The 19,124-nt window shown below is 67.7% G+C and carries 12 protein-coding genes and 3 rRNA genes; all 15 read left to right on the plus strand.

The annotated features are described in order from the left end of the window. Window positions 1-26: 26 nt before the first annotated feature. Entirely contained in the window at window positions 27-1,136 is a 1,110-nt protein-coding gene (gene pheS, locus NOCJ54_RS0102485) for a phenylalanine--tRNA ligase subunit alpha (protein WP_028654208.1), read from the plus strand. Window positions 1,137-1,139: 3 nt separating this feature from the next. Beyond that, window positions 1,140-3,620, plus strand: coding sequence for a phenylalanine--tRNA ligase subunit beta (gene pheT, locus NOCJ54_RS0102490; RefSeq protein ID WP_028654209.1), 2,481 nt, complete (start codon window positions 1,140-1,142; stop codon window positions 3,618-3,620). A 44-nt stretch (window positions 3,621-3,664) separates the two neighbouring features. Then, window positions 3,665-4,720 carry an N-acetyl-gamma-glutamyl-phosphate reductase gene (gene argC / locus NOCJ54_RS0102495; protein ID WP_028654210.1) on the plus strand — a complete coding sequence of 352 codons (1,056 nt, stop codon included), beginning with the start codon at window positions 3,665-3,667 and terminating at the stop codon, window positions 4,718-4,720. Window positions 4,721-4,725: 5 nt separating this feature from the next. Next, window positions 4,726-5,145: an ACT domain-containing protein gene (locus tag NOCJ54_RS0102500; RefSeq protein WP_198020070.1), complete on the plus strand. Its 420-nt coding sequence runs from the start codon at window positions 4,726-4,728 to the stop codon at window positions 5,143-5,145. A 58-nt stretch (window positions 5,146-5,203) separates the two neighbouring features. Beyond that, entirely contained in the window at window positions 5,204-6,364 is a 1,161-nt protein-coding gene (argJ, locus tag NOCJ54_RS0102505; protein WP_028654212.1) for a bifunctional glutamate N-acetyltransferase/amino-acid acetyltransferase ArgJ, read from the plus strand. Beyond that, window positions 6,361-7,296, plus strand: a complete 936-nt coding sequence (argB, locus tag NOCJ54_RS0102510) for an acetylglutamate kinase (RefSeq protein WP_028654213.1) — start codon at window positions 6,361-6,363, stop codon at window positions 7,294-7,296. The genes argJ and argB overlap by 4 nt, the downstream gene beginning before the upstream one ends. 41 nt (window positions 7,297-7,337) lie before the next feature. Further along, the gene (locus NOCJ54_RS0102515; protein ID WP_084254877.1) at window positions 7,338-8,501 is read left to right on the plus strand and encodes an acetylornithine transaminase; all 1,164 of its coding nucleotides are present in this window, start codon (window positions 7,338-7,340) and stop codon (window positions 8,499-8,501) included. Continuing rightward, window positions 8,498-9,442 (plus strand): ornithine carbamoyltransferase, encoded by a 945-nt coding sequence (argF, locus tag NOCJ54_RS0102520; RefSeq protein ID WP_028654215.1) that lies wholly within the window; start codon window positions 8,498-8,500, stop codon window positions 9,440-9,442. The genes NOCJ54_RS0102515 and argF overlap by 4 nt, the downstream gene beginning before the upstream one ends. A 1-nt stretch (window position 9,443) precedes the next feature. Further along, entirely contained in the window at window positions 9,444-9,968 is a 525-nt protein-coding gene (locus NOCJ54_RS0102525; protein WP_028654216.1) for an arginine repressor, read from the plus strand. Further along, window positions 9,965-11,395, plus strand: a complete 1,431-nt coding sequence (gene argG / locus NOCJ54_RS0102530) for an argininosuccinate synthase (RefSeq protein WP_028654217.1) — start codon at window positions 9,965-9,967, stop codon at window positions 11,393-11,395. Before NOCJ54_RS0102525 ends, argG begins: the two co-directional genes overlap by 4 nt. Next, window positions 11,395-11,880, plus strand: coding sequence for an NUDIX hydrolase (locus tag NOCJ54_RS0102535; protein ID WP_028654218.1), 486 nt, complete (start codon window positions 11,395-11,397; stop codon window positions 11,878-11,880). The genes argG and NOCJ54_RS0102535 overlap by 1 nt, the downstream gene beginning before the upstream one ends. Next, entirely contained in the window at window positions 11,877-13,337 is a 1,461-nt protein-coding gene (gene argH, locus NOCJ54_RS0102540) for an argininosuccinate lyase (protein ID WP_028654219.1), read from the plus strand. Before NOCJ54_RS0102535 ends, argH begins: the two co-directional genes overlap by 4 nt. Before the next feature lie 413 nt (window positions 13,338-13,750). After that, window positions 13,751-15,270 (plus strand): 16S ribosomal RNA (locus NOCJ54_RS0102545). A 422-nt stretch (window positions 15,271-15,692) separates the two neighbouring features. Beyond that, window positions 15,693-18,817 (plus strand): 23S ribosomal RNA (locus NOCJ54_RS0102550). A gap of 182 nt (window positions 18,818-18,999) precedes the next feature. Beyond that, window positions 19,000-19,116, plus strand: a 5S ribosomal RNA gene (gene rrf, locus NOCJ54_RS0102555). The 16S, 23S and 5S rRNA genes sit together here, the layout of an rRNA operon. The last annotated feature ends 8 nt before the right edge of the window (window positions 19,117-19,124 follow it).

Genomic DNA, 19,124 nt, shown 5'->3' on the forward strand with positions numbered 1-19,124 from the left:
CCGCTGGTTCCTAGACTTGCCGCACGATGTCTGGCCCGAACACTGACTACGACCCCGTGGAGGTCGCCGCCGTGAGCCCTGCCGAGGTGGAGGCCGCGCGCGACGCCGCACTGGCCGCGATCGCCGCTGCCGCCGACCTGGAGCAGCTCAAGGCGGTGCGCAGCGAGCACGCCGGCGACCGCTCCCCGCTGGCCCTGGCCAACCGGGAGATCGGTGCGCTGCCGCCCCAGGCCCGCAAGGAGGCCGGCCAGCGCGTCGGCCAGGCCCGCGGCGCCGTCAACAAGGCGCTCGCGGCCCGGCAGGTCGAGCTGGAGGCCGAGAACGAGGCCCGCATCCTCGTCGAGGAGGCCGTCGACGTCACCTTGCCGACCGACCGCGACCCGGTCGGTGCCCGGCACCCCCTGACCACCGGGTCGGAGCTGATCGCCGACATCTTCGTCGCGATGGGCTGGGAGGTCGCCGAGGGCCCGGTCATCGAGGCCGAGTGGCTCAACTTCGACGCGCTCAACCTCGGCCCGGACCACCCGGCCCGCACCATGCAGGACACGTTCTGGACCGAGCCGGCCGACAACCACGTCGTGCTGCGCACGCACACCAGCCCGGTCCAGGCGCGCACCATGCTCACCCGCACGCCGCCGATCTACGTCGTGTGCCCGGGACGCGTCTTCCGCACCGACGAGTACGACGCCACCCACTCGCCGATGTTCCACCAGGTCGAGGGCCTGGCCATCGACGAGGGCATCTCGATGGCTCACCTCAAGGGCACGCTCGACCACTTCGCCACCCAGATGTTCGGCGAGGGCATCACGACGCGCTTCCGTCCGTCGTACTTCCCGTTCACCGAGCCGTCGGCCGAGGTCGACCTGGTCTGCTTCGTGTGCCGCGGCAGCCAGGTCAACGACGAGGGCGAGACCTGCCGCACCTGCCGGGGCGAGGGCTGGATCGAGTGGGGCGGCTGCGGCATCGTCAACCCGCGCGTGCTCCAGGCCTGCGGCGTCGACTCGAGCCGCTACTCCGGCTTCGCGTTCGGCATGGGCATCGACCGGACCCTCATGTTCCGGCACGGCCTCGAGGACCTGCGCACCCTCTTCGAGGGCGACGTGCGCTTCACCACGGCATTCGGAAGCGAGCTGTAGACCATGAAGGCCCCTGTCTCCTGGATCCGGGAGCTCGTCGACCTGCCCGCCGACGTCACCACCGAGGTCCTCACCGACCGGCTCACCGCGCTCGGGCTCAAGCTCGAGGCCATCCACTCCGCCGACATCACGGGCCCGCTCGTCATCGGCCGCGTCCTCACCCAGGACAAGGAGCCGCAGAAGAACGGCAAGGTCATCAACTGGTGCACCGTCGACGTCGGTGACGCCAACGGCACGGGCGAGCCGCAGGGCATCGTCTGCGGCGCGCACAACTTCGGCCCCGGCGACCTCGTCGTGGTCGTGCTGCCGGGTGGCGTGCTGCCCGGGGGCTTCGAGATCTCCGCGCGCAAGACCTACGGCCACCTCTCGGCCGGCATGATCTGCTCGGCCCGCGAGCTCGGGCTCGGCGACGACCACGACGGCATCATCGTGCTGCCGCCCGACGCCGGTGAGCCCGGCGACGACGTCTTCGAGCTGCTCGGCCTCGACGACGAGGTCATCGAGTTCGAGATCAACCCCGACCGCGCCTACGCGCTCTCCCTGCGCGGCGTCGCCCGCGAGGCCGCGCTGGGCTTCGGGGCGCCCTTCACCGACCCGGCCGAGCGCTCGCTCCCCGAGGTGGACGGCCGGGCGTGGCAGGTCGAGGTCGAGGACCCGGCCGGCTGCCCCGTGTTCGCCGCCCGCCTCGTCAGCGGCTTCGACCCGACCCGCCCGACGCCGGACTTCATGAAGCGCCGCGTCGAGCAGGCCGGCATGCGCTCGATCTCGCTCGCCGTCGACATCACCAACTACGTGATGCTCGAGCTCGGCCAGCCGATCCACGGGTACGACGCCGACAAGGTCGCCGGCGCGCTGCGGGTCCGCCGCGCCCGGGAGGGCGAGAAGCTCACCACGCTCGACGACGCCGTGCGCGACCTGTCGACCGAGGACCTCGTGATCGCCGACGACTCCGGCCCGATCGGCCTGGCCGGCGTCATGGGCGGGGCCACCACCGAGATGTCGGACACGACCACCCGCGTGCTGGTCGAGGCGGCGCACTGGGACGCCGTGTCGATGTTCCGCACCGGCAAGCGCCACAAGCTCACCTCCGAGGCGGGCAAGCGCAACGAGCGCGGCGTCGACCCGCTGCTGCCCGGCGCCGCGGCCGACCGCGTGGTCGAGCTGATGGTCGAGCACGGCGGTGCCACCGCCGAGCCCGGGTTCACCCTGGTCGGCACCGCCCCCGAGCGTCCGACCATCTCCTTCGAGCCGGACCTGCCGGCACGGCTGAGCGGCATCGACATCTCCGCGGTGACCACCGTCGAGAGCCTGCGCGCCATCGGCGCCGCGGTCACCGAGTCGGGCGACGGCTCGCTCGAGGTCGTCCCGCCGACCTGGCGCCCGGACGTCAACGACCCCTACGACCTGGTCGAGGAGGTCGTCCGGATCGTCGGCTACGACCAGGTCCCGAGCGTCCTCCCGCGCCGCGCCACCGGCCGCGGCCTGACCCGGGCGCAGCGGCTGCGCCGCCGCATCGGCCGCACCCTCGCCGGCGCCGGTTGCGTCGAGGTGGTCAGCTTCCCGTTCGTCGGTGAGGCCACCTTCGACCGGCTCGGGCTGCCGGCCGACGACCCGCTGCGCTCCACGGTCGGCCTGGCCAACCCGCTGTCGAGCGAGGAGCCGTCGTACACGACGACGCTGCTGCCCGGCCTGCTCGAGGCGGCCGGTCGCAACGTCAGCCGCGGCGCCCCCGGGGTCTCCCTCTTCGAGACCGGCACGGTCGCGTTCCCCTCCGAGAACGGTCCGGCCCCGATCTACGGCGTGCACACGCGTCCCTCCGACGCCGAGCTGGAGAAGCTGCTCGAGGCGCTGCCCGTGCAGCCGCTGCACCTCGCCGTCGTCCTCGCCGGCGAGCGCTCGCGTGCCGGCTGGTGGGGCGAGGGCGCCGACGCCGGCTGGACCGATGCGCTCGCCGTGGTCCGCCGCCTCGCCGACGAGCTCGGCGTCCGGATCCAGGTCGCCAACGCCGCCCGGATGCCGTGGCACCCGGGCCGATGCGCGGTCGTCTCGATCGACGAGGTCGTCATCGGCCACGCCGGCGAGCTGCACCCGAGCGTGTGCAAGGCCTTCGGGCTGCCCGCCCGCAGCGCCGCCGTCGAGGTCGACCTCGATGCGCTCATGGCCGCCGCGGTCGACGTCACGCCCGGGCCGGTCTTCTCCACGATGCCGGTCGCCAAGGAGGACGTCGCGCTGGTCGTCGACGCGTCGGTGACCGTCGCCGAGGTCGAGGCTGCGCTGCGCGAGGGCGCGGGGGAGCTGCTCGAGTCGGTGCGCCTCTTCGACGTCTACACCGGTGAGCAGATCGGCGAGGGCCGCAAGTCGCTGGCGTTCGCGCTGCGCTTCCGGGCGCCCGACCGGACGCTCACGGACGCGGAGATCAGCGCGGCGCGCGACGCCGCCGTGGCCGCCGCGGTGGAGCGGGTCGGCGCGGTCCAGCGGACCTGACCGGCGGGTCGGTTGCACAAGAACATGCAGCATCCTGTATGTTCATGCACATGAGCAAGGTTCGGGTCGCGGTCGCCGGTGCCAGCGGGTACGCCGGCGGCGAGGTGCTGCGGCTGCTGCTGGGTCACCCGGGTGTCGAGATCGGTGCGCTGACCGCTGCGAGCAATGCGGGGGAGCGCCTCGGCGCGCTCCAGCCGTACCTGCTCCCGCTGGCCGACCGGGTCCTCGAGCCCACCACGGCCGACGTGCTCGCCGGCCACGACGTGGTCTTCCTCGGCCTGCCGCACGGCCAGTCCGGCGCGCTCGCCGCCGAGCTGTCGGCGCGCGACGCAGGCGTCGTGGTCATCGACTGCGGCGCCGACTACCGGCTCGACGACGCCGCGGCCTGGGAGCAGTTCTACGGCAGCCCGCACGCCGGCACCTGGCCCTACGGCCTGCCCGAGCTCCCCGGCAACCGGGACGCCCTGCGCGGCGCGAAGCGGGTCGCCGTCCCCGGCTGCTACCCGACCGTCTCCTCGCTGACCCTGGCTCCCGCGGTCGCCTCCGGCCTGGTCGTGACCGACGTCGTCGTCGTGGCGGCCTCCGGCACCAGCGGCGCCGGCAAGGCGGCGAAGCCCCACCTGCTCGGCAGCGAGGTCATGGGCAACGCCAGCGCCTACGGCGTCGGGGGAGTCCACCGGCACACGCCCGAGATCACCCAGAACCTCGGCCGGCTCACCGACGGTGGCCCGGCCTCGGTGAAGGTCAGCTTCACGCCGCTGCTGGTGCCGATGCCGCGCGGCATCCTCGCCACCTGCTCGGCTCCGCTGGCCCGCCCGGTCACGGCCGAGGAGGCCTACGAGACCTACGCGGCGGCGTACGCCGACGAGCCCTTCGTGCACGTGCTGCCCGCCGGCCAGTGGCCGCAGACCCAGTCCGTGCTCGGCTCGAACGCGGTCCACCTCCAGGTCACGGTCGACGAGGCCGCCGGCCGGCTGGTCGCCGTCGGCGCCGTCGACAACCTCGCCAAGGGCACTGCCGGCGCCGCCGTGCAGTGCATGAACCTCGCCCTCGGTCTCGACGAGACCACTGGCCTGAGCACCGTGGGACTGGCACCGTGAGCGACGTGACCAACGACAGCGCCGAGACGCCCGAGACCTTCGAGATCGCCCGCTACCCCGAGACCCTCGCCGTCGTCCGGCTCGCGCCGGGTGCCGCGGTGCCGGCCTGGGCCGAGTCGTCCTCGATCTTCTCGATCACCGCGACCGCCACCGAGACGTCCCTGGTGTGCGCCGGGCGCAACGTGCCGAAGAAGGCGCGGCACGAGAAGCCGCTGACCGCGTTCACCGTCACCGGGACCCTCGACCTGAAGACCCCGGGCATCCTCGCCGGCCTGCTGGCGCCGCTCGCCGAGGACGCGATCCCGGTCTTCGTGATCTCCACCTTCGACACCGACTGGGTCCTCGTGCCCACCGGCCAGGCCGACCGGGCCGAGGAGGCGTGGCGACGATCGGGGCACACCGTCGCCCCCGCCGTCCCCGTCTGAGACCCGAGCCCCGCGCGCCCCCAAACCGCCGCGGGCTCACCCACGAGAAAGTCGAACCATGAGCGTCACCCATCCCGCCGGCTTCGTCGCCGCCGGCGCCGCCATCGGCCTCAAGGCCAGTGGCGGCAAGGACTTCGCCCTCGTCGTCAACCAGGGCCCCACCTTCGACTCCGCCTCGGTCTTCACCAGCAACCGCTGCAAGGCCAACCCGGTGCTGTGGAGCGAGCAGGTCGTCAAGGACGGCGTCGTGCGCGCCGTCGTCCTCAACTCCGGCGGCGCCAACTGCTACACCGGCCCGGAGGGCTTCCTCACCACCCACCAGGTCGCCGAGGAGGTCGGCAAGGTCCTCGGCATCGGTGCTGGCGACGTCGTCGTCTGCTCCACCGGCCTGATCGGCCTCACCAACGACCGGCAGACCCTGCTCGACGGCGTGCACACGCTGCACGCACAGCTCTCGCCCCAGGGCGGCCAGGCTGCCGCCGAGGCGATCATGACCACCGACACCGTCAGCAAGCAGGTCGTCGTCGAGGCACCGGACGGCTCCGGCTGGTCGATCGGCGGGATGGCCAAGGGGGCCGGCATGCTCGCCCCTGCGCTGGCGACCATGCTGGTGGTCATCACCACCGACGCCGTCGTACCGGCCGCCGAGCTGGACACGGCCCTGCGCGCCGCGACCCGGGTCAGCTTCGACCGGCTGGACTCCGACGGCTGCCAGTCCACCAACGACACCGTCACCCTCATGGCGAGCGGGGCCTCCGGCGTCACGCCGACGGCCGAGCAGTTCACCGCCGCGCTCACCGAGGTCTGCACCTCGCTGGCCAAGCAGCTGCTCGCCGACGCCGAGGGTGCCGACCACGAGATCTCGATCACCACGGTCAACGCCGCGAGCGAGGACGAGGCGGTCGAGGTGGGCCGCAGCGTCGCCCGGAGCAACCTCTTCAAGGCCGCCGTCTTCGGCAAGGACCCCAACTGGGGCCGCGTCCTGGCCTCCATCGGCACCACGCAGGCGGCGTTCGACCCGGCCGACCTCGACGTCGCGATGAACGGCGTGTGGGTGTGCCGCAACAGCACACCGGCCGAGGACCCCTCGCTCGTCGACCTCTCCGGCCGGCAGGTCACGGTGACCATCGACCTCAAGGCCGGCGACGCCGAGGCGACGGTGTGGACCAACGACCTCACCCACGCCTACGTCCACGAGAACAGCGCCTACTCGTCATGACCGAGGAGAAGATGAACCAGCCCGGCAAGCCCGACCCCTACAAGGCCGCGACGCTCGCCGGAGCCCTGCCCTGGCTGAAGGCCTACCACGGCAAGATCGTCGTGGTGAAGTACGGCGGCAACGCGATGACCGACGACCGGCTCAAGCGCGCCTTCGCCGAGGACATCGCCTTCCTCCGCTTCGCCGGGTTCCGCCCGGTCGTCGTCCACGGCGGTGGACCGCAGATCTCGCAGATGCTCGACCGGCTCGGCATCGAGTCCGAGTTCCGCGGCGGCCTGCGGGTCACCACCCCCGAGGCGATGGACGTGGTCCGGATGGTGCTCGTCGGCCAGGTGCAGCGCGAGCTCGTCGGCCTCATCAACGAGCACGGCCCGCTGGCCGTCGGCCTCTCCGGCGAGGACGCGCGGCTGTTCACCGCCGAGCCGACCGGCACGGTCGTGGACGGCGAGGAGGTCGACCTCGGCCTCGTCGGCGAGGTCGCCCAGGTCCGGCCCGAGTCGGTCCTCGACCTGATCGAGGCAGGCCGGGTGCCGGTCGTCTCCAGCGTGGCGCCCGACGTCGACGGCGTCGTGCACAACGTCAACGCCGACTCCGCCGCGGCGGCCCTCGCGGTCGCGCTCGGCGCGGAGAAGCTGCTCGTGCTCACTGACGTCGAGGGCCTCTACCTCGACTGGCCGGACCCCGAGGAGGTCATCGGCGAGATCAGCCCCGAGGCGCTCGAGGAGATCCTCCCGACCCTCGCCAGCGGCATGATCCCGAAGATGAGCGCCTGCCTGCAGGCCGTGCGCGGTGGCGTCGCCCGTGCCACCGTCGTCGACGGCCGCCAGGAGCACGCCGTGCTGCTGGAGCTCTTCACCGACGAGGGCGTCGGCACGCAGGTGCTGCCCGGCGTGACCACCAAGACGCGCAAGGCCCGGGAGGACGTCAAGTGACCACCACGACAGACTGGACCGAGCGGTACGCCGGTGCCCTGATGAACACCTTCGGCCCGCCGAAGCTCGTGCTGGCCCGCGGCGAGGGCGCCCACGTGTGGGACGTCGACGGCCGCGAGTACGTCGACCTGCTCGGCGGCATCGCCGTCAACGCGCTCGGCCACGCCCACCCGCGGCTGGTCGAGGCGGTGACCACGCAGCTGCAGACGCTCGGCCACATCTCGAACTTCTTCGCCAGCGCTCCGCAGGTCGCCCTGGCCGAGCGGCTGGTCACCCTGCTCGGCACCGACGGCCGGGTCTTCTTCACCAACTCCGGCACCGAGGCCAACGAGGCCGCCCTCAAGCTCACCCGCCGCACCGGCCGGACGAAGGTCGTCGCGACCACCGGCTCCTTCCACGGCCGGACCATGGGGGCGCTCGCGCTCACCTCCAAGCAGGCCTACCGCGAGCCCTTCGAGCCGCTGCCCGGTGACGTCACCTTCGTCGAGTACGGCGACGTGGCCGCCCTCGAGGCCGCCGTCGACGACGCGACTGCCGCCGTCATCGTCGAGCCGGTCCAGGGCGAGGCGGGCGTCATCGTGCCGCCGCGCGACTACCTGCCCTCCGCCCAGCGCATCGCCCACGAGCACGGCGCACTGCTGTGGCTCGACGAGGTGCAGACCGGCATCGGCCGCACCGGGGCCTGGTTCGCCCACCAGCACCCCGACCTGGTCTCCGGCACGGTCGTGCCGGACGTGGTGACCCTCGCCAAGGGCCTCGCCGGCGGCATCCCGATCGGTGCCTGCATCGCCACGGGCGGTTCGGGCAAGCTCTTCGACCCCGGCAACCACGGCACGACCTTCGGTGGCAACCCGGTCGCGTCCGCGGCCGCCCTCGCCGTGCTCGACGTCGTGGGCGAGGAGGGCTTCCTGGGTCGGGTGACCGAGGCCGGCGTGCGGTTGAAGGCCGCCGCCGCGGCCGACCCGCGGGTCGTGGAGACGCGGGGGGCCGGTCTCCTCGTCGGGCTCACCCTCGCTCAGCCGAAGGCCGCCGAGGTGGTGACCGCCGCGCAGGACGCGGGCTTCATCATCAACGCCGCGACTCCTGAGCGGATCCGCTTCGCCCCGCCGCTGGTGCTCACCGACGCGGACATCGACGCCTTCGGTGCCGCCTGGCCCGCCATCCTCGACGCCGCCGGCGTGGCCGTGGACGGGGGTGCGGCATGATCCGCTCCTTCCTGCGCGACGACGACCTCACCCCGGCCGAGCAGGCGGAGGTCCTCGCCCTCGCCGCGAAGCTCAAGGCCCAGCCCTACGACCACAAGCCGCTAGCCGGTCCGCGCACCGTCGCCATGGTCTTCGACAAGCCGACCCTGCGCACCCAGGCATCCTTCGCCGCGGGTATCGCCGAGCTCGGCGGCAACCCGATGCTGGTCGACGGCGCGCTGGCCGGCATCGGCAAGCGTGAGTCGGTGGCCGACGTCGCCCGGGTGCTGGGTCGGCAGGCCTCGCAGGTCGTGTGGCGCACCTACGCCCAGTCCGACCTCGAGGAGATGGCGACGATGTCCGGCGTGCCGGTCATCAACGCGCTCACCGACGAGTTCCACCCGTGCCAGCTGCTCGCCGACCTGCTGACGGTCCAGGAGCACAAGGGCGGCCTCGCCGGCCTCACCGTCGCCTTCCTCGGCGACGCGGCCTGCAACATGGGCAACTCGTGGGCGCTGGCCGGCGTCACCGCGGGGATGCACGTCCGCTTCGGCTGCCCCGAGGGCTACGCCCCGGACGCCGGGGTGCTCGAGCAGGCCTCGGCCCTCGGCGCCGCCACCGGCGGCAGCGTCGCCGTCACCACCGACCCGGCTGCCGCGGTCGAGGGCGTCGACGTCGTCGTGACCGACACCTGGGTGTCGATGGGCAAGGAGGACGAGGCGGCCGCCCGCCGCGAGGTCTTCAGCCCGTACGCCGTCACCGAGGACCTCGTCGCGCAGGCGCGGCCGGACGCCGTCGTCATGCACTGCCTGCCCGCCTACCGCGGCTCCGAGATCGCCGCCGCGGTGATCGACGGACCGCAGAGCGTCGTGTGGGACGAGGCCGAGAACCGACGGCACGCCCAGAAGGCCGTGATGGCCTGGCTCCAGGCCCACGTCGGCCAGCCCGGGAAGACCGGCTGACGTGAGCGAGCACGCCCTGACCCCGCTGACGAAGAACGCCCGCCAGGCGCTCATCGTCGAGCTGCTGGAGAGCAACGAGGTGCGCTCCCAGCCCGAGCTGTCCGACCTGCTCGGGCAGCGTGGCGTGCACGTCACCCAGGCCACCCTGAGCCGCGACCTCGTCGAGCTCGACGCGGTCAAGGTCCGCGCCGCCAGCGGCGCACTCGTCTACGCCGTCCCCGCCGAGGGCGGCGACCGGACCCCGCGCGCCCCGGTGCTGGGGGAGAGCCCCGCGTCCCAGCAGCGCCTCGGCCGGCTCTGCTCGGAGCTGCTCGTCAGCGCCGAGTCGAGCGCCAACCTCGTCGTCCTGCGCACCCCGCCGGGCGCCGCCCAGTTCCTCGCCAGCGCGATCGACAAGGTCGAGATCGCCGACGTCCTCGGGACCATCGCCGGAGACGACACCGTGCTCGTCATCGGCCGTGACCCCGCCGGGGGAGACGCCCTGGCCCACCGATTCACCTCCCTTGCCGAAAGGAACGAAAGTTGAGCAAGGTCCTGACCTCCCTGCCCGTGGGCGAGCGCGTCGGCATCGCCTTCTCCGGCGGCCTCGACACCTCTGTCGCCGTCGCGTGGATGCGCGACAAGGGTGCGATCCCGTGCACCTACACCGCCGACATCGGCCAGCCCGACGAGCCCGACATCGCCGGGGTCCCCGAGCGGGCGAAGCAGTACGGCGCCGAGATCGCCCGCGCCGTCGACATCAAGCCGCAGCTGGTCGAGGAGGGCCTGGCCGCGCTCGCGTGCGGCGCCTTCCACATCCGCTCCGGCGGCAAGGCCTACTTCAACACCACGCCCCTGGGCCGCGCCGTCACCGGCACCATGCTCGTGCGCGCGATGCAGGCCGACGGCGTCAACATCTGGGGCGACGGCTCGACCTACAAGGGCAACGACATCGAGCGGTTCTACCGCTACGGCCTCATGGCGAACCCGGAGCTGCGCATCTACAAGCCCTGGCTCGACGCGGCGTTCGTGGAGGAGCTCGGCGGGCGGCACGAGATGAGCGAGTGGCTCGTCGAGCACGGCCTGCCGTACCGCGACTCCACCGAGAAGGCCTACTCCACCGACGCCAACATCTGGGGCGCGACCCACGAGGCCAAGGTGCTCGAGCACCTCGACGTCTCGCTCGAGGTCGTCGAGCCGATCATGGGCGTGAAGTTCTGGGACCCCTCGGTCGCCATCGAGACCGAGGACGTCGCGATCACCTTCGAGGCCGGCCGCCCGGTCGCGATCAACGGCCAGCGCTACGACGACCCGGTCGCCCTCGTGCTCGAGGCGAACGCCATCGGCGGCCGCCACGGCCTGGGCATGTCCGACCAGATCGAGAACCGCATCATCGAGGCCAAGTCCCGCGGCATCTACGAGGCGCCTGGCATGGCGCTGCTGTTCGCGGCCTACGAGCGGCTGGTCAACGCGATCCACAACGAGGACACCGTCGCGCAGTACCACAACGAGGGCCGCAAGCTCGGCCGCCTGCTCTACGAGGGCCGCTGGCTCGACCCGCAGGCGCTGATGATCCGTGAGTCCATCCAGCGCTGGATCGCCTCGCTGGTCACCGGCACCGTCACTCTGCGGCTGCGCCGTGGCGACGACTACACGATCCTGAAGAGCGAGGGCCCGAGCTTCTCCTACCACCCGGAGAAGCTGTCGATGGAGCGCGTCGAGAACGCGGCCTTCGGCCCGACCGACCGGATCGGCCAGCTGACCATGCGCAACCTCGACATCGCCGACAGCCGCGCCAAGCTCGAGATGTACGCCGGCCAGCCGCTCGACCAGGGCACCGTGCTCGTCGAGAACGGCACGCTCTTCGGTGAGCTGCCGCCCGGTGGCTACGACCAGATCACCGCCAACCCCAACGGCGGCGACGAGAGCGAGGCCATCCTCGAGGACGTGGCGATGGAGATCGGCACCGACTGATGACGACGGGGCTTCCGGGAGAACCCACCCGCCGCACGGTCGCCCGGGTGCTGCCGGTCAGCGCGGAGGACCGGGTCCTCCTGCTGCTCGGCTGCGACCCCGCGGTGCCCGACGTGCAGTACTGGTTCACCGTCGGCGGCGCCGCGGACCCGGGGGAGCCGCTGGCGCACGCCGGGGTCCGTGAGCTGCGCGAGGAGACCGGCATCGAGGTCGACCCGGCGGCGCTGGGCGACCCGTTCGGGACCTTCGAGGTGGAGTTCTCCTGGAACGGTCGCTCGTACGTCAATGAGTCGACCCTCTTCGCCGTCGCGGTGGAGGAGACCCCGATCAGCTTCGCCGGGCTCGACCACCTGGAGTCGCAGTCGATCTTCGACGCACGCTGGTGGACGCCCGAGGAGCTGCACGACGACGGACGCGCGGTCGACCCGCGCCTGATCGACCAGATGCGGGCGGCCATCGCGCACGTCCGGGGAGGACTGTCATGACCGACACCGACAACCAGCCCGACACCACCGGCCAGACGCAGGGCGGCAAGCTCTGGGGCGGGCGCTTCGCCGGCGGTCCCTCGCCGGAGCTCGACGCGCTGTCCCGCTCGACCCACTTCGACTGGCGCCTGGGCCTCTACGACATCGCCGGCTCGCACGCGCACGCCAAGGCCCTCGGTGCGGCCGGCCTGCTCACCACCGAGGAGGAGGCCGAGCTGCACCGCGGCCTCGACGCGCTGGCGCAACGCTTCTCCGACGGCACCCTCCAGCCGGACCCGTCCGACGAGGACGTCCACGGCGCGCTCGAGCGGCTGCTGATCGAGGAGGTGGGCCCCGACGTCGGCGGCAAGCTGCGTGCCGGTCGGTCCCGCAACGACCAGATCGCGACGCTCTTCCGCTGCTACCTGCTCGACCACGAGTCCGTCGTCAGCGGGCTGGTGCTCGACCTCGTCGACGCGCTCGCGACCCAGGCCGAGCAGCACCTCACGTCCGTCGACGGGGGACCGGCGATCATGCCGGGCCGCACGCACCTGCAGCACGCACAGCCGGTGCTGCTCTCGCACCACCTGCTCGCCCACGCGTGGGCGCTGCTGCGCGACGTCGAGCGGTTCGCCGACTGGCGCCGCCGGGTCGCCGGCGACTCGCCGTACGGCTCGGGAGCGCTGGCCGGGCAGAGTCTGGGGCTCGACCCGGAGCTGGTCGCCCGGGAGCTGGGGTTCACCGGTTCCACCGCGAACTCCATCGACGGCACCGCCTCGCGCGACTTCGTCGCCGAGTTCGCGTTTGTCGCCGCACAGACCGGCATCGACGTCAGCCGGATCGCCGAGGAGGTCATCCTCTGGGCGACGAAGGAGTTCGGCTTCGTGACGCTGCACGACTCCTGGTCGACGGGGTCGAGCATCATGCCGCAGAAGAAGAACCCCGACATCTCCGAGCTGGCCCGCGGCAAGGCGGGACGGCTCGTCGGCAACCTGACCGGGTTGCTCACGACCCTCAAGGCCCTCCCGCTCGCCTACAACCGCGACCTGCAGGAGGACAAGGAGCCGGTGTTCGACTCCGTCGACACCCTCGAGGTGCTGCTGCCCGCGTTCACCGGGCAGGTGGCGACCCTGGTGTTCGACACCGACCGGCTCGGCGAGCTCGCCCCGCAGGGCTTCTCGCTCGCCACCGACATCGCGGAGTGGCTGGTGCGCCAGGGGGTCCCGTTCCGGGTGGCCCACGAGCTCGCCGGCACCTGCGTGCGCCGGTGCGAGGAGCTGGGCATCGAGCTCGACGAGCTCAGCGACGAGCAGTTCGCGGCCATCTCCGAGAACCTGACCCCCGAGGTGCGCACCGTCCTGACGGTCGAGGGATCGGTCGCGTCGCGCTCCGGTCGTGGGGGCACCGCTCCCGTCCGGGTGGCCGAGCAGCTCGCTGACCTGCGCAAACGCGTCCAGGAGGCCCGCTCCTCGCGCTGAGGGGGACCCCGATTTGCAACGGGAGGGACATGTGCTGTTAATGTTCTTCTCGTCGCGGGGAACGCGGCGAAAACCTCCGGGCCAAGGGCCCAACAACGGGGGTCTTCGTCATGCCCGGGACGTGGTTCGGACCCCGGTCCGAAGCTCCGGTTCGCCGGAGTTGACGGCCAGGATGCGAACCACTAACGTTTCACAGGTTGCCCCGCGACCGAAGGCCCGGACAGGGTCCGAAGCGCGGATGCGTGTGATGTTTGAGAACTCAACAGTGTGTCATGCATAGATTCGATTGTGACGTTTGTGTATGCATTGGCGGATCGGCTGGCTCTTCGGGGTTGGTTGTTCTGTGGATGTGACTTGTCAATGAATGATTCTGTGACTTTATTGTCAGCAGTTTCTTTGTTGGGATTGATTTTCTTATGGAGAGTTTGATCCTGGCTCAGGACGAACGCTGGCGGCGTGCTTAACACATGCAAGTCGAGCGGAAAGGCTCCTTCGGGGGTACTCGAGCGGCGAACGGGTGAGTAACACGTGAGTAATCTGCCCTGGACTCTGGGATAGCCACCGGAAACGGTGATTAATACCGGATATGACCACTTCATGCATGTGATGGTGGTGGAAAGTTTTTTCGGTCCAGGATGTGCTCGCGGCCTATCAGCTTGTTGGTGAGGTAATGGCTCACCAAGGCTTTGACGGGTAGCCGGCCTGAGAGGGTGACCGGCCACACTGGGACTGAGACACGGCCCAGACTCCTACGGGAGGCAGCAGTGGGGAATATTGGACAATGGGCGGAAGCCTGATCCAGCAACGCCGCGTGAGGGATGACGGCCTTCGGGTTGTAAACCTCTTTCAACCTCGACGAAGCGCAAGTGACGGTAGGGGTAGAAGAAGGACCGGCCAACTACGTGCCAGCAGCCGCGGTAATACGTAGGGTCCGAGCGTTGTCCGGAATTATTGGGCGTAAAGGGCTCGTAGGCGGTTTGTCGCGTCGGGAGTGAAAACAGCCAGCTTAACTGGTTGCTTGCTTCCGATACGGGCAGACTAGAGGTATGCAGGGGAGAATGGAATTCCTGGTGTAGCGGTGAAATGCGCAGATATCAGGAGGAACACCGGTGGCGAAGGCGGTTCTCTGGGCATTACCTGACGCTGAGGAGCGAAAGTGTGGGGAGCGAACAGGATTAGATACCCTGGTAGTCCACACCGTAAACGTTGGGCGCTAGGTGTGGGGTCCTTTCCACGGATTCCGTGCCGTAGCTAACGCATTAAGCGCCCCGCCTGGGGAGTACGGCCGCAAGGCTAAAACTCAAAGGAATTGACGGGGGCCCGCACAAGCGGCGGAGCATGCGGATTAATTCGATGCAACGCGAAGAACCTTACCTGGGTTTGACATACACCGGAAGCCCCCAGAGATGGGGGTCTCTTTGATACTGGTGTACAGGTGGTGCATGGCTGTCGTCAGCTCGTGTCGTGAGATGTTGGGTTAAGTCCCGCAACGAGCGCAACCCTCGTTCCATGTTGCCAGCGGGTAATGCCGGGGACTCATGGGAGACTGCCGGGGTCAACTCGGAGGAAGGTGGGGATGACGTCAAGTCATCATGCCCCTTATGTCCAGGGCTTCACGCATGCTACAATGGCCGGTACAAAGGGCTGCGATCCCGTGAGGGGGAGCGAATCCCAAAAAGCCGGTCTCAGTTCGGATTGGGGTCTGCAACTCGACCCCATGAAGTCGGAGTCGCTAGTAATCGCAGATCAGCAACGCTGCGGTGAATACGTTCCCGGGCCTTGTACACACCGCCCGTCACGTCACGAAAGTCGGCAACACCCGAAGCCGGTGGCCTAACCCTTGTGGGGGGAGCCGTCGAAGGTGGGGCTGGCGATTGGGACGAAGTCGTAACAAGGTAGCCGTACCGGAAGGTGCGGCTGGATCACCTCCTTTCTAAGGAGCACACCCTTACCAGCTGCTGAGTGGTGGTTGGACATCATGGGTGTCTGCTAGTGGAACGCAATCGTATTGCTGGGCGACAATGTTCGTCCTGGACGTGTGACACGCTGTTGGGTGTCTGAGGCATCAGACGCCGCATCCACACAAACAAGCTTTCTGGCCCGTGAGGGTTTGCTTGGGGTGTTGGTGCTGGTTGGCTTCTGGTTGTTTGACTTCTTGATAGTGGACGCGAGCATCCACCCGCGTAGCTCACGGTTGTGAGTGGCGTTGGGTGTGTGTTGTTTCGTTTGAATTGATTGTTTTGTGTGTTCTCTTGAATGGTTTGTTCCACTCGAGTCCACCAAACGACAGGCATGGCCAGGCTTCTTCTTTCGGAGGAGCTTGGGTGGTGTTTGTGTGTGTTGGTGGTTTGTTGTGGGCAAGTTGTTAAGGGCACATGGTGGATGCCTTGGCATCGAGAGCCGATGAAGGACGTGGGAGCCTGCGATATGCCCTGGGGAGTTGGCAACCGAGCGTTGATCCGGGGATGTCCGAATGGGGAAACCCAGCACGAGTCATGTCGTGTTACCTGCACCTGAATGAAATAGGGTGTGTGGAGGGAACGCGGGGAAGTGAAACATCTCAGTACCCGCAGGAAGAGAAAACAAAAGTGATTCCGAGAGTAGTGGCGAGCGAAATCGGATGAGGCTAAACCCAGGTCGTGTGATAGCCGGCAGGCGTTGCGGTCTGGGGGTTGTGGGAGTGTTGTTGCTGTCTCTGCCGGGGTGGCGCACAGTTAGAAACCTCAGACGAGGTCGAAGTCCGTTGGAAAGCGGTGCCGTAGCGGGTGATAGCCCCGTAGACGACAGTGTGAGGCTGTGTTCAGCATTTCCCAAGTAACACGCCACTCCTGGAATGGTGTGTGAATCTGGCGGGACCACCCGTTAAGCCTAAATACTCCTCGATGACCGATAGCGGACCAGTACCGTGAGGGAAAGGTGAAAAGTACCCCTGGCGGGGAGTGAAATAGTACCTGAAACCATGTGCCTACAATCCGTCAAAGCCTGTGACAGGGTGATGGCGTGCCTTTTGAAGAATGAGCCTGCGAGTTAGCGATACGTGGCGAGGTTAACCCGTGTGGGGAAGCCGTAGCGAAAGCGAGTCCGAACAGGGCGTTTGAGTCGCGTGTTCTAGACCCGAAGCGGAGTGATCTATCCATGGGCAGGTTGAAGCGCCGGTAAGACGGCGTGGAGGACCGAACCCACTTCAGTTGAAAATGGAGGGGATGACCTGTGGATAGGGGTGAAAGGCCAATCAAACTCCGTGATAGCTGGTTCTCCCCGAAATGCATTTAGGTGCAGCGTTGCGTGTTTCTTGCCGGAGGTAGAGCACTGGATAGCCGATGGGCCCGACCAGGTTACTGACGTTAGCCAAACTCCGAATGCCGGTAAGTGAGAGCGTGGCAGTGAGACTGCGGGGGATAAGCTTCGTAGTCGAGAGGGAAACAGCCCAGACCATCGGCTAAGGCCCCTAAGAGGCGGCTAAGTGGAAAAGGATGTGGAGTCGCAGTGACAACCAGGAGGTTGGCTTGGAAGCAGCCACCCTTGAAAGAGTGCGTAATAGCTCACTGGTCAAGTGATTCCGCGCCGACAATGTAGCGGGGCTCAAGCCGTCCGCCGAAGCCATGGCAATCGCACATCAACCCCAGCCATCACTTGATGGTGGTTCAGGGGTGCGGTTGGGTAGGGGAGCGTCGTGTCACGGGTGAAGGTCCGGAGTGATCCAGGGCTGGACGTGACACGAGTGAGAATGCAGGCATGAGTAGCGAATGAAGAGTGAGAAACTCTTCCGCCGATTGATCAAGGGTTCCAGGGTCAAGCTAATCTGCCCTGGGTAAGTCGGGACCTAAGGCGAGGCCGACAGGCGTAGTCGATGGACAACGGGTTGATATTCCCGTACCGGCGAAGTGGCGCCCATGCTGAACCCGGTGATGCTAACCACCCGAAGCACCTCGTATCGATCCCTTCGGGGTGAGAGCTTGGTGTGGAGCGTGGGATCCGACCCGGTAGTAGGCAAGCGATGGGGTGACGCAGGAAGGTAGCCCAACCGCCGCGATGGTAGACGGCGGGTAAGCATGTAGGACGTGGACCAGGCAAATCCGGTTCGCAGCCCTTTGGTGGGTGAGTCTGAGATGTGATGCCGACCCCGTAGGGGGGAAGTGGGTGATCCTATGCTGCCGAGAAAAACCTCTAGCGAGCCACGAGCCGCCCGTACCCGAAACCGACTCAGGTGATCAGGTAGAGAATACCGAGGCGATCGAGACAACCATGGTTAAGGAACTCGGCAAAATGCCCCCGTAACTTCGGGAGAAGGGGGGCCCGGAACGTGACCCCACTTGCTGGGTGAGCGGGAAGGGCCGCAGAGACCAGGGGAAAGCGACTGTTTACTAAAAACACAGGTCCGTGCGAAGTTGCAAGACGATGTATACGGACTGACTCCTGCCCGGTGCTGGAAGGTTAAGAGGACGGGTTAGACGCAAGTCGAAGCTCAGAATTTAAGCCCCAGTAAACGGCGGTGGTAACTATAACCATCCTAAGGTAGCGAAATTCCTTGTCGGGTAAGTTCCGACCTGCACGAATGGAGTAACGACTTTCCTACTGTCTCAACCATGGACTCGGCGAAATTGCACTACGAGTAAAGATGCTCGTTACGCGCGGCAGGACGGAAAGACCCCGGGACCTTTACTATAGTTTGGCATTGGTGTTTGGTTCGGCTTGTGTAGGATAGGTGGGAGACTGTGAAACCTCGACGCCAGTTGGGGTGGAGTCATCGTTGAAATACCACTCTGGTCGTACTAGATGTCTAACCTAGGGCCATGATCTGGTTCAGGGACAGTGCCTGATGGGTAGTTTAACTGGGGCGGTTGCCTCCCAAAATGTAACGGAGGCGCTCAAAGGTTCCCTCAGCCTGGTTGGCAATCAGGTTTCGAGTGTAAGTGCACAAGGGAGCTTGACTGTGAGACAGACATGTCGAGCAGGGACGAAAGTCGGAACTAGTGATCCGGCGACTCCGAGTGGAAGGGTCGTCGCTCAACGGATAAAAGGTACCCCGGGGATAACAGGCTGATCTTCCCCAAGAGTCCATATCGACGGGATGGTTTGGCACCTCGATGTCGGCTCGTCGCATCCTGGGGCTGGAGTAGGTCCCAAGGGTTGGGCTGTTCGCCCATTAAAGCGGCACGCGAGCTGGGTTTAGAACGTCGTGAGACAGTTCGGTCCCTATCCGCCGCGCGCGTAGGAAACTTGAGAAAGGCTGTCCCTAGTACGAGAGGACCGGGATGGACGAACCTCTGGTGTGCCAGTTGTACCGCCAGGTGCAGGGCTGGTTGGCTACGTTCGGAAGTGATAACCGCTGAACGCATCTAAGCGGGAAGCACGTTTCAAGATGAGGTTTCCCACCCCTTGTGGGTTAAGGCCCCCAGCAGAACACTGGGTTGATAGGCCGGAGGTGTACAGCAGCAATGCCCAGCCGACCGGTACTAATAGGCCGAAGACTTGCCACAACAAACCCCCAACACACACCAACAACACGTGCCTGACACGTGGATTCCAAACAGGGGCAACACACCGCACGCGTCCACTAACAAGATCCAACCCCCACCAGGGACGGACCACCCACCACCAGCCCGAGCAATCGGAACCTGGGCGGCACCGGTCCGACGGCCCGAACAGGGGTTCATAGAGTTACGGCGGCCATAGCGGCAGGGAAACACCCGGTCCCATCCCGAACCCGGAAGTTAAGCCTGCCAGCGCCGATGGTACTGCAACCGAGAGGATGTGGGAGAGTAGGACGCCGCCGGACAAACATTC

This window comes from Nocardioides sp. J54, from assembly GCF_000519005.1.
GTDB lineage: Bacteria > Actinomycetota > Actinomycetes > Propionibacteriales > Nocardioidaceae > Nocardioides.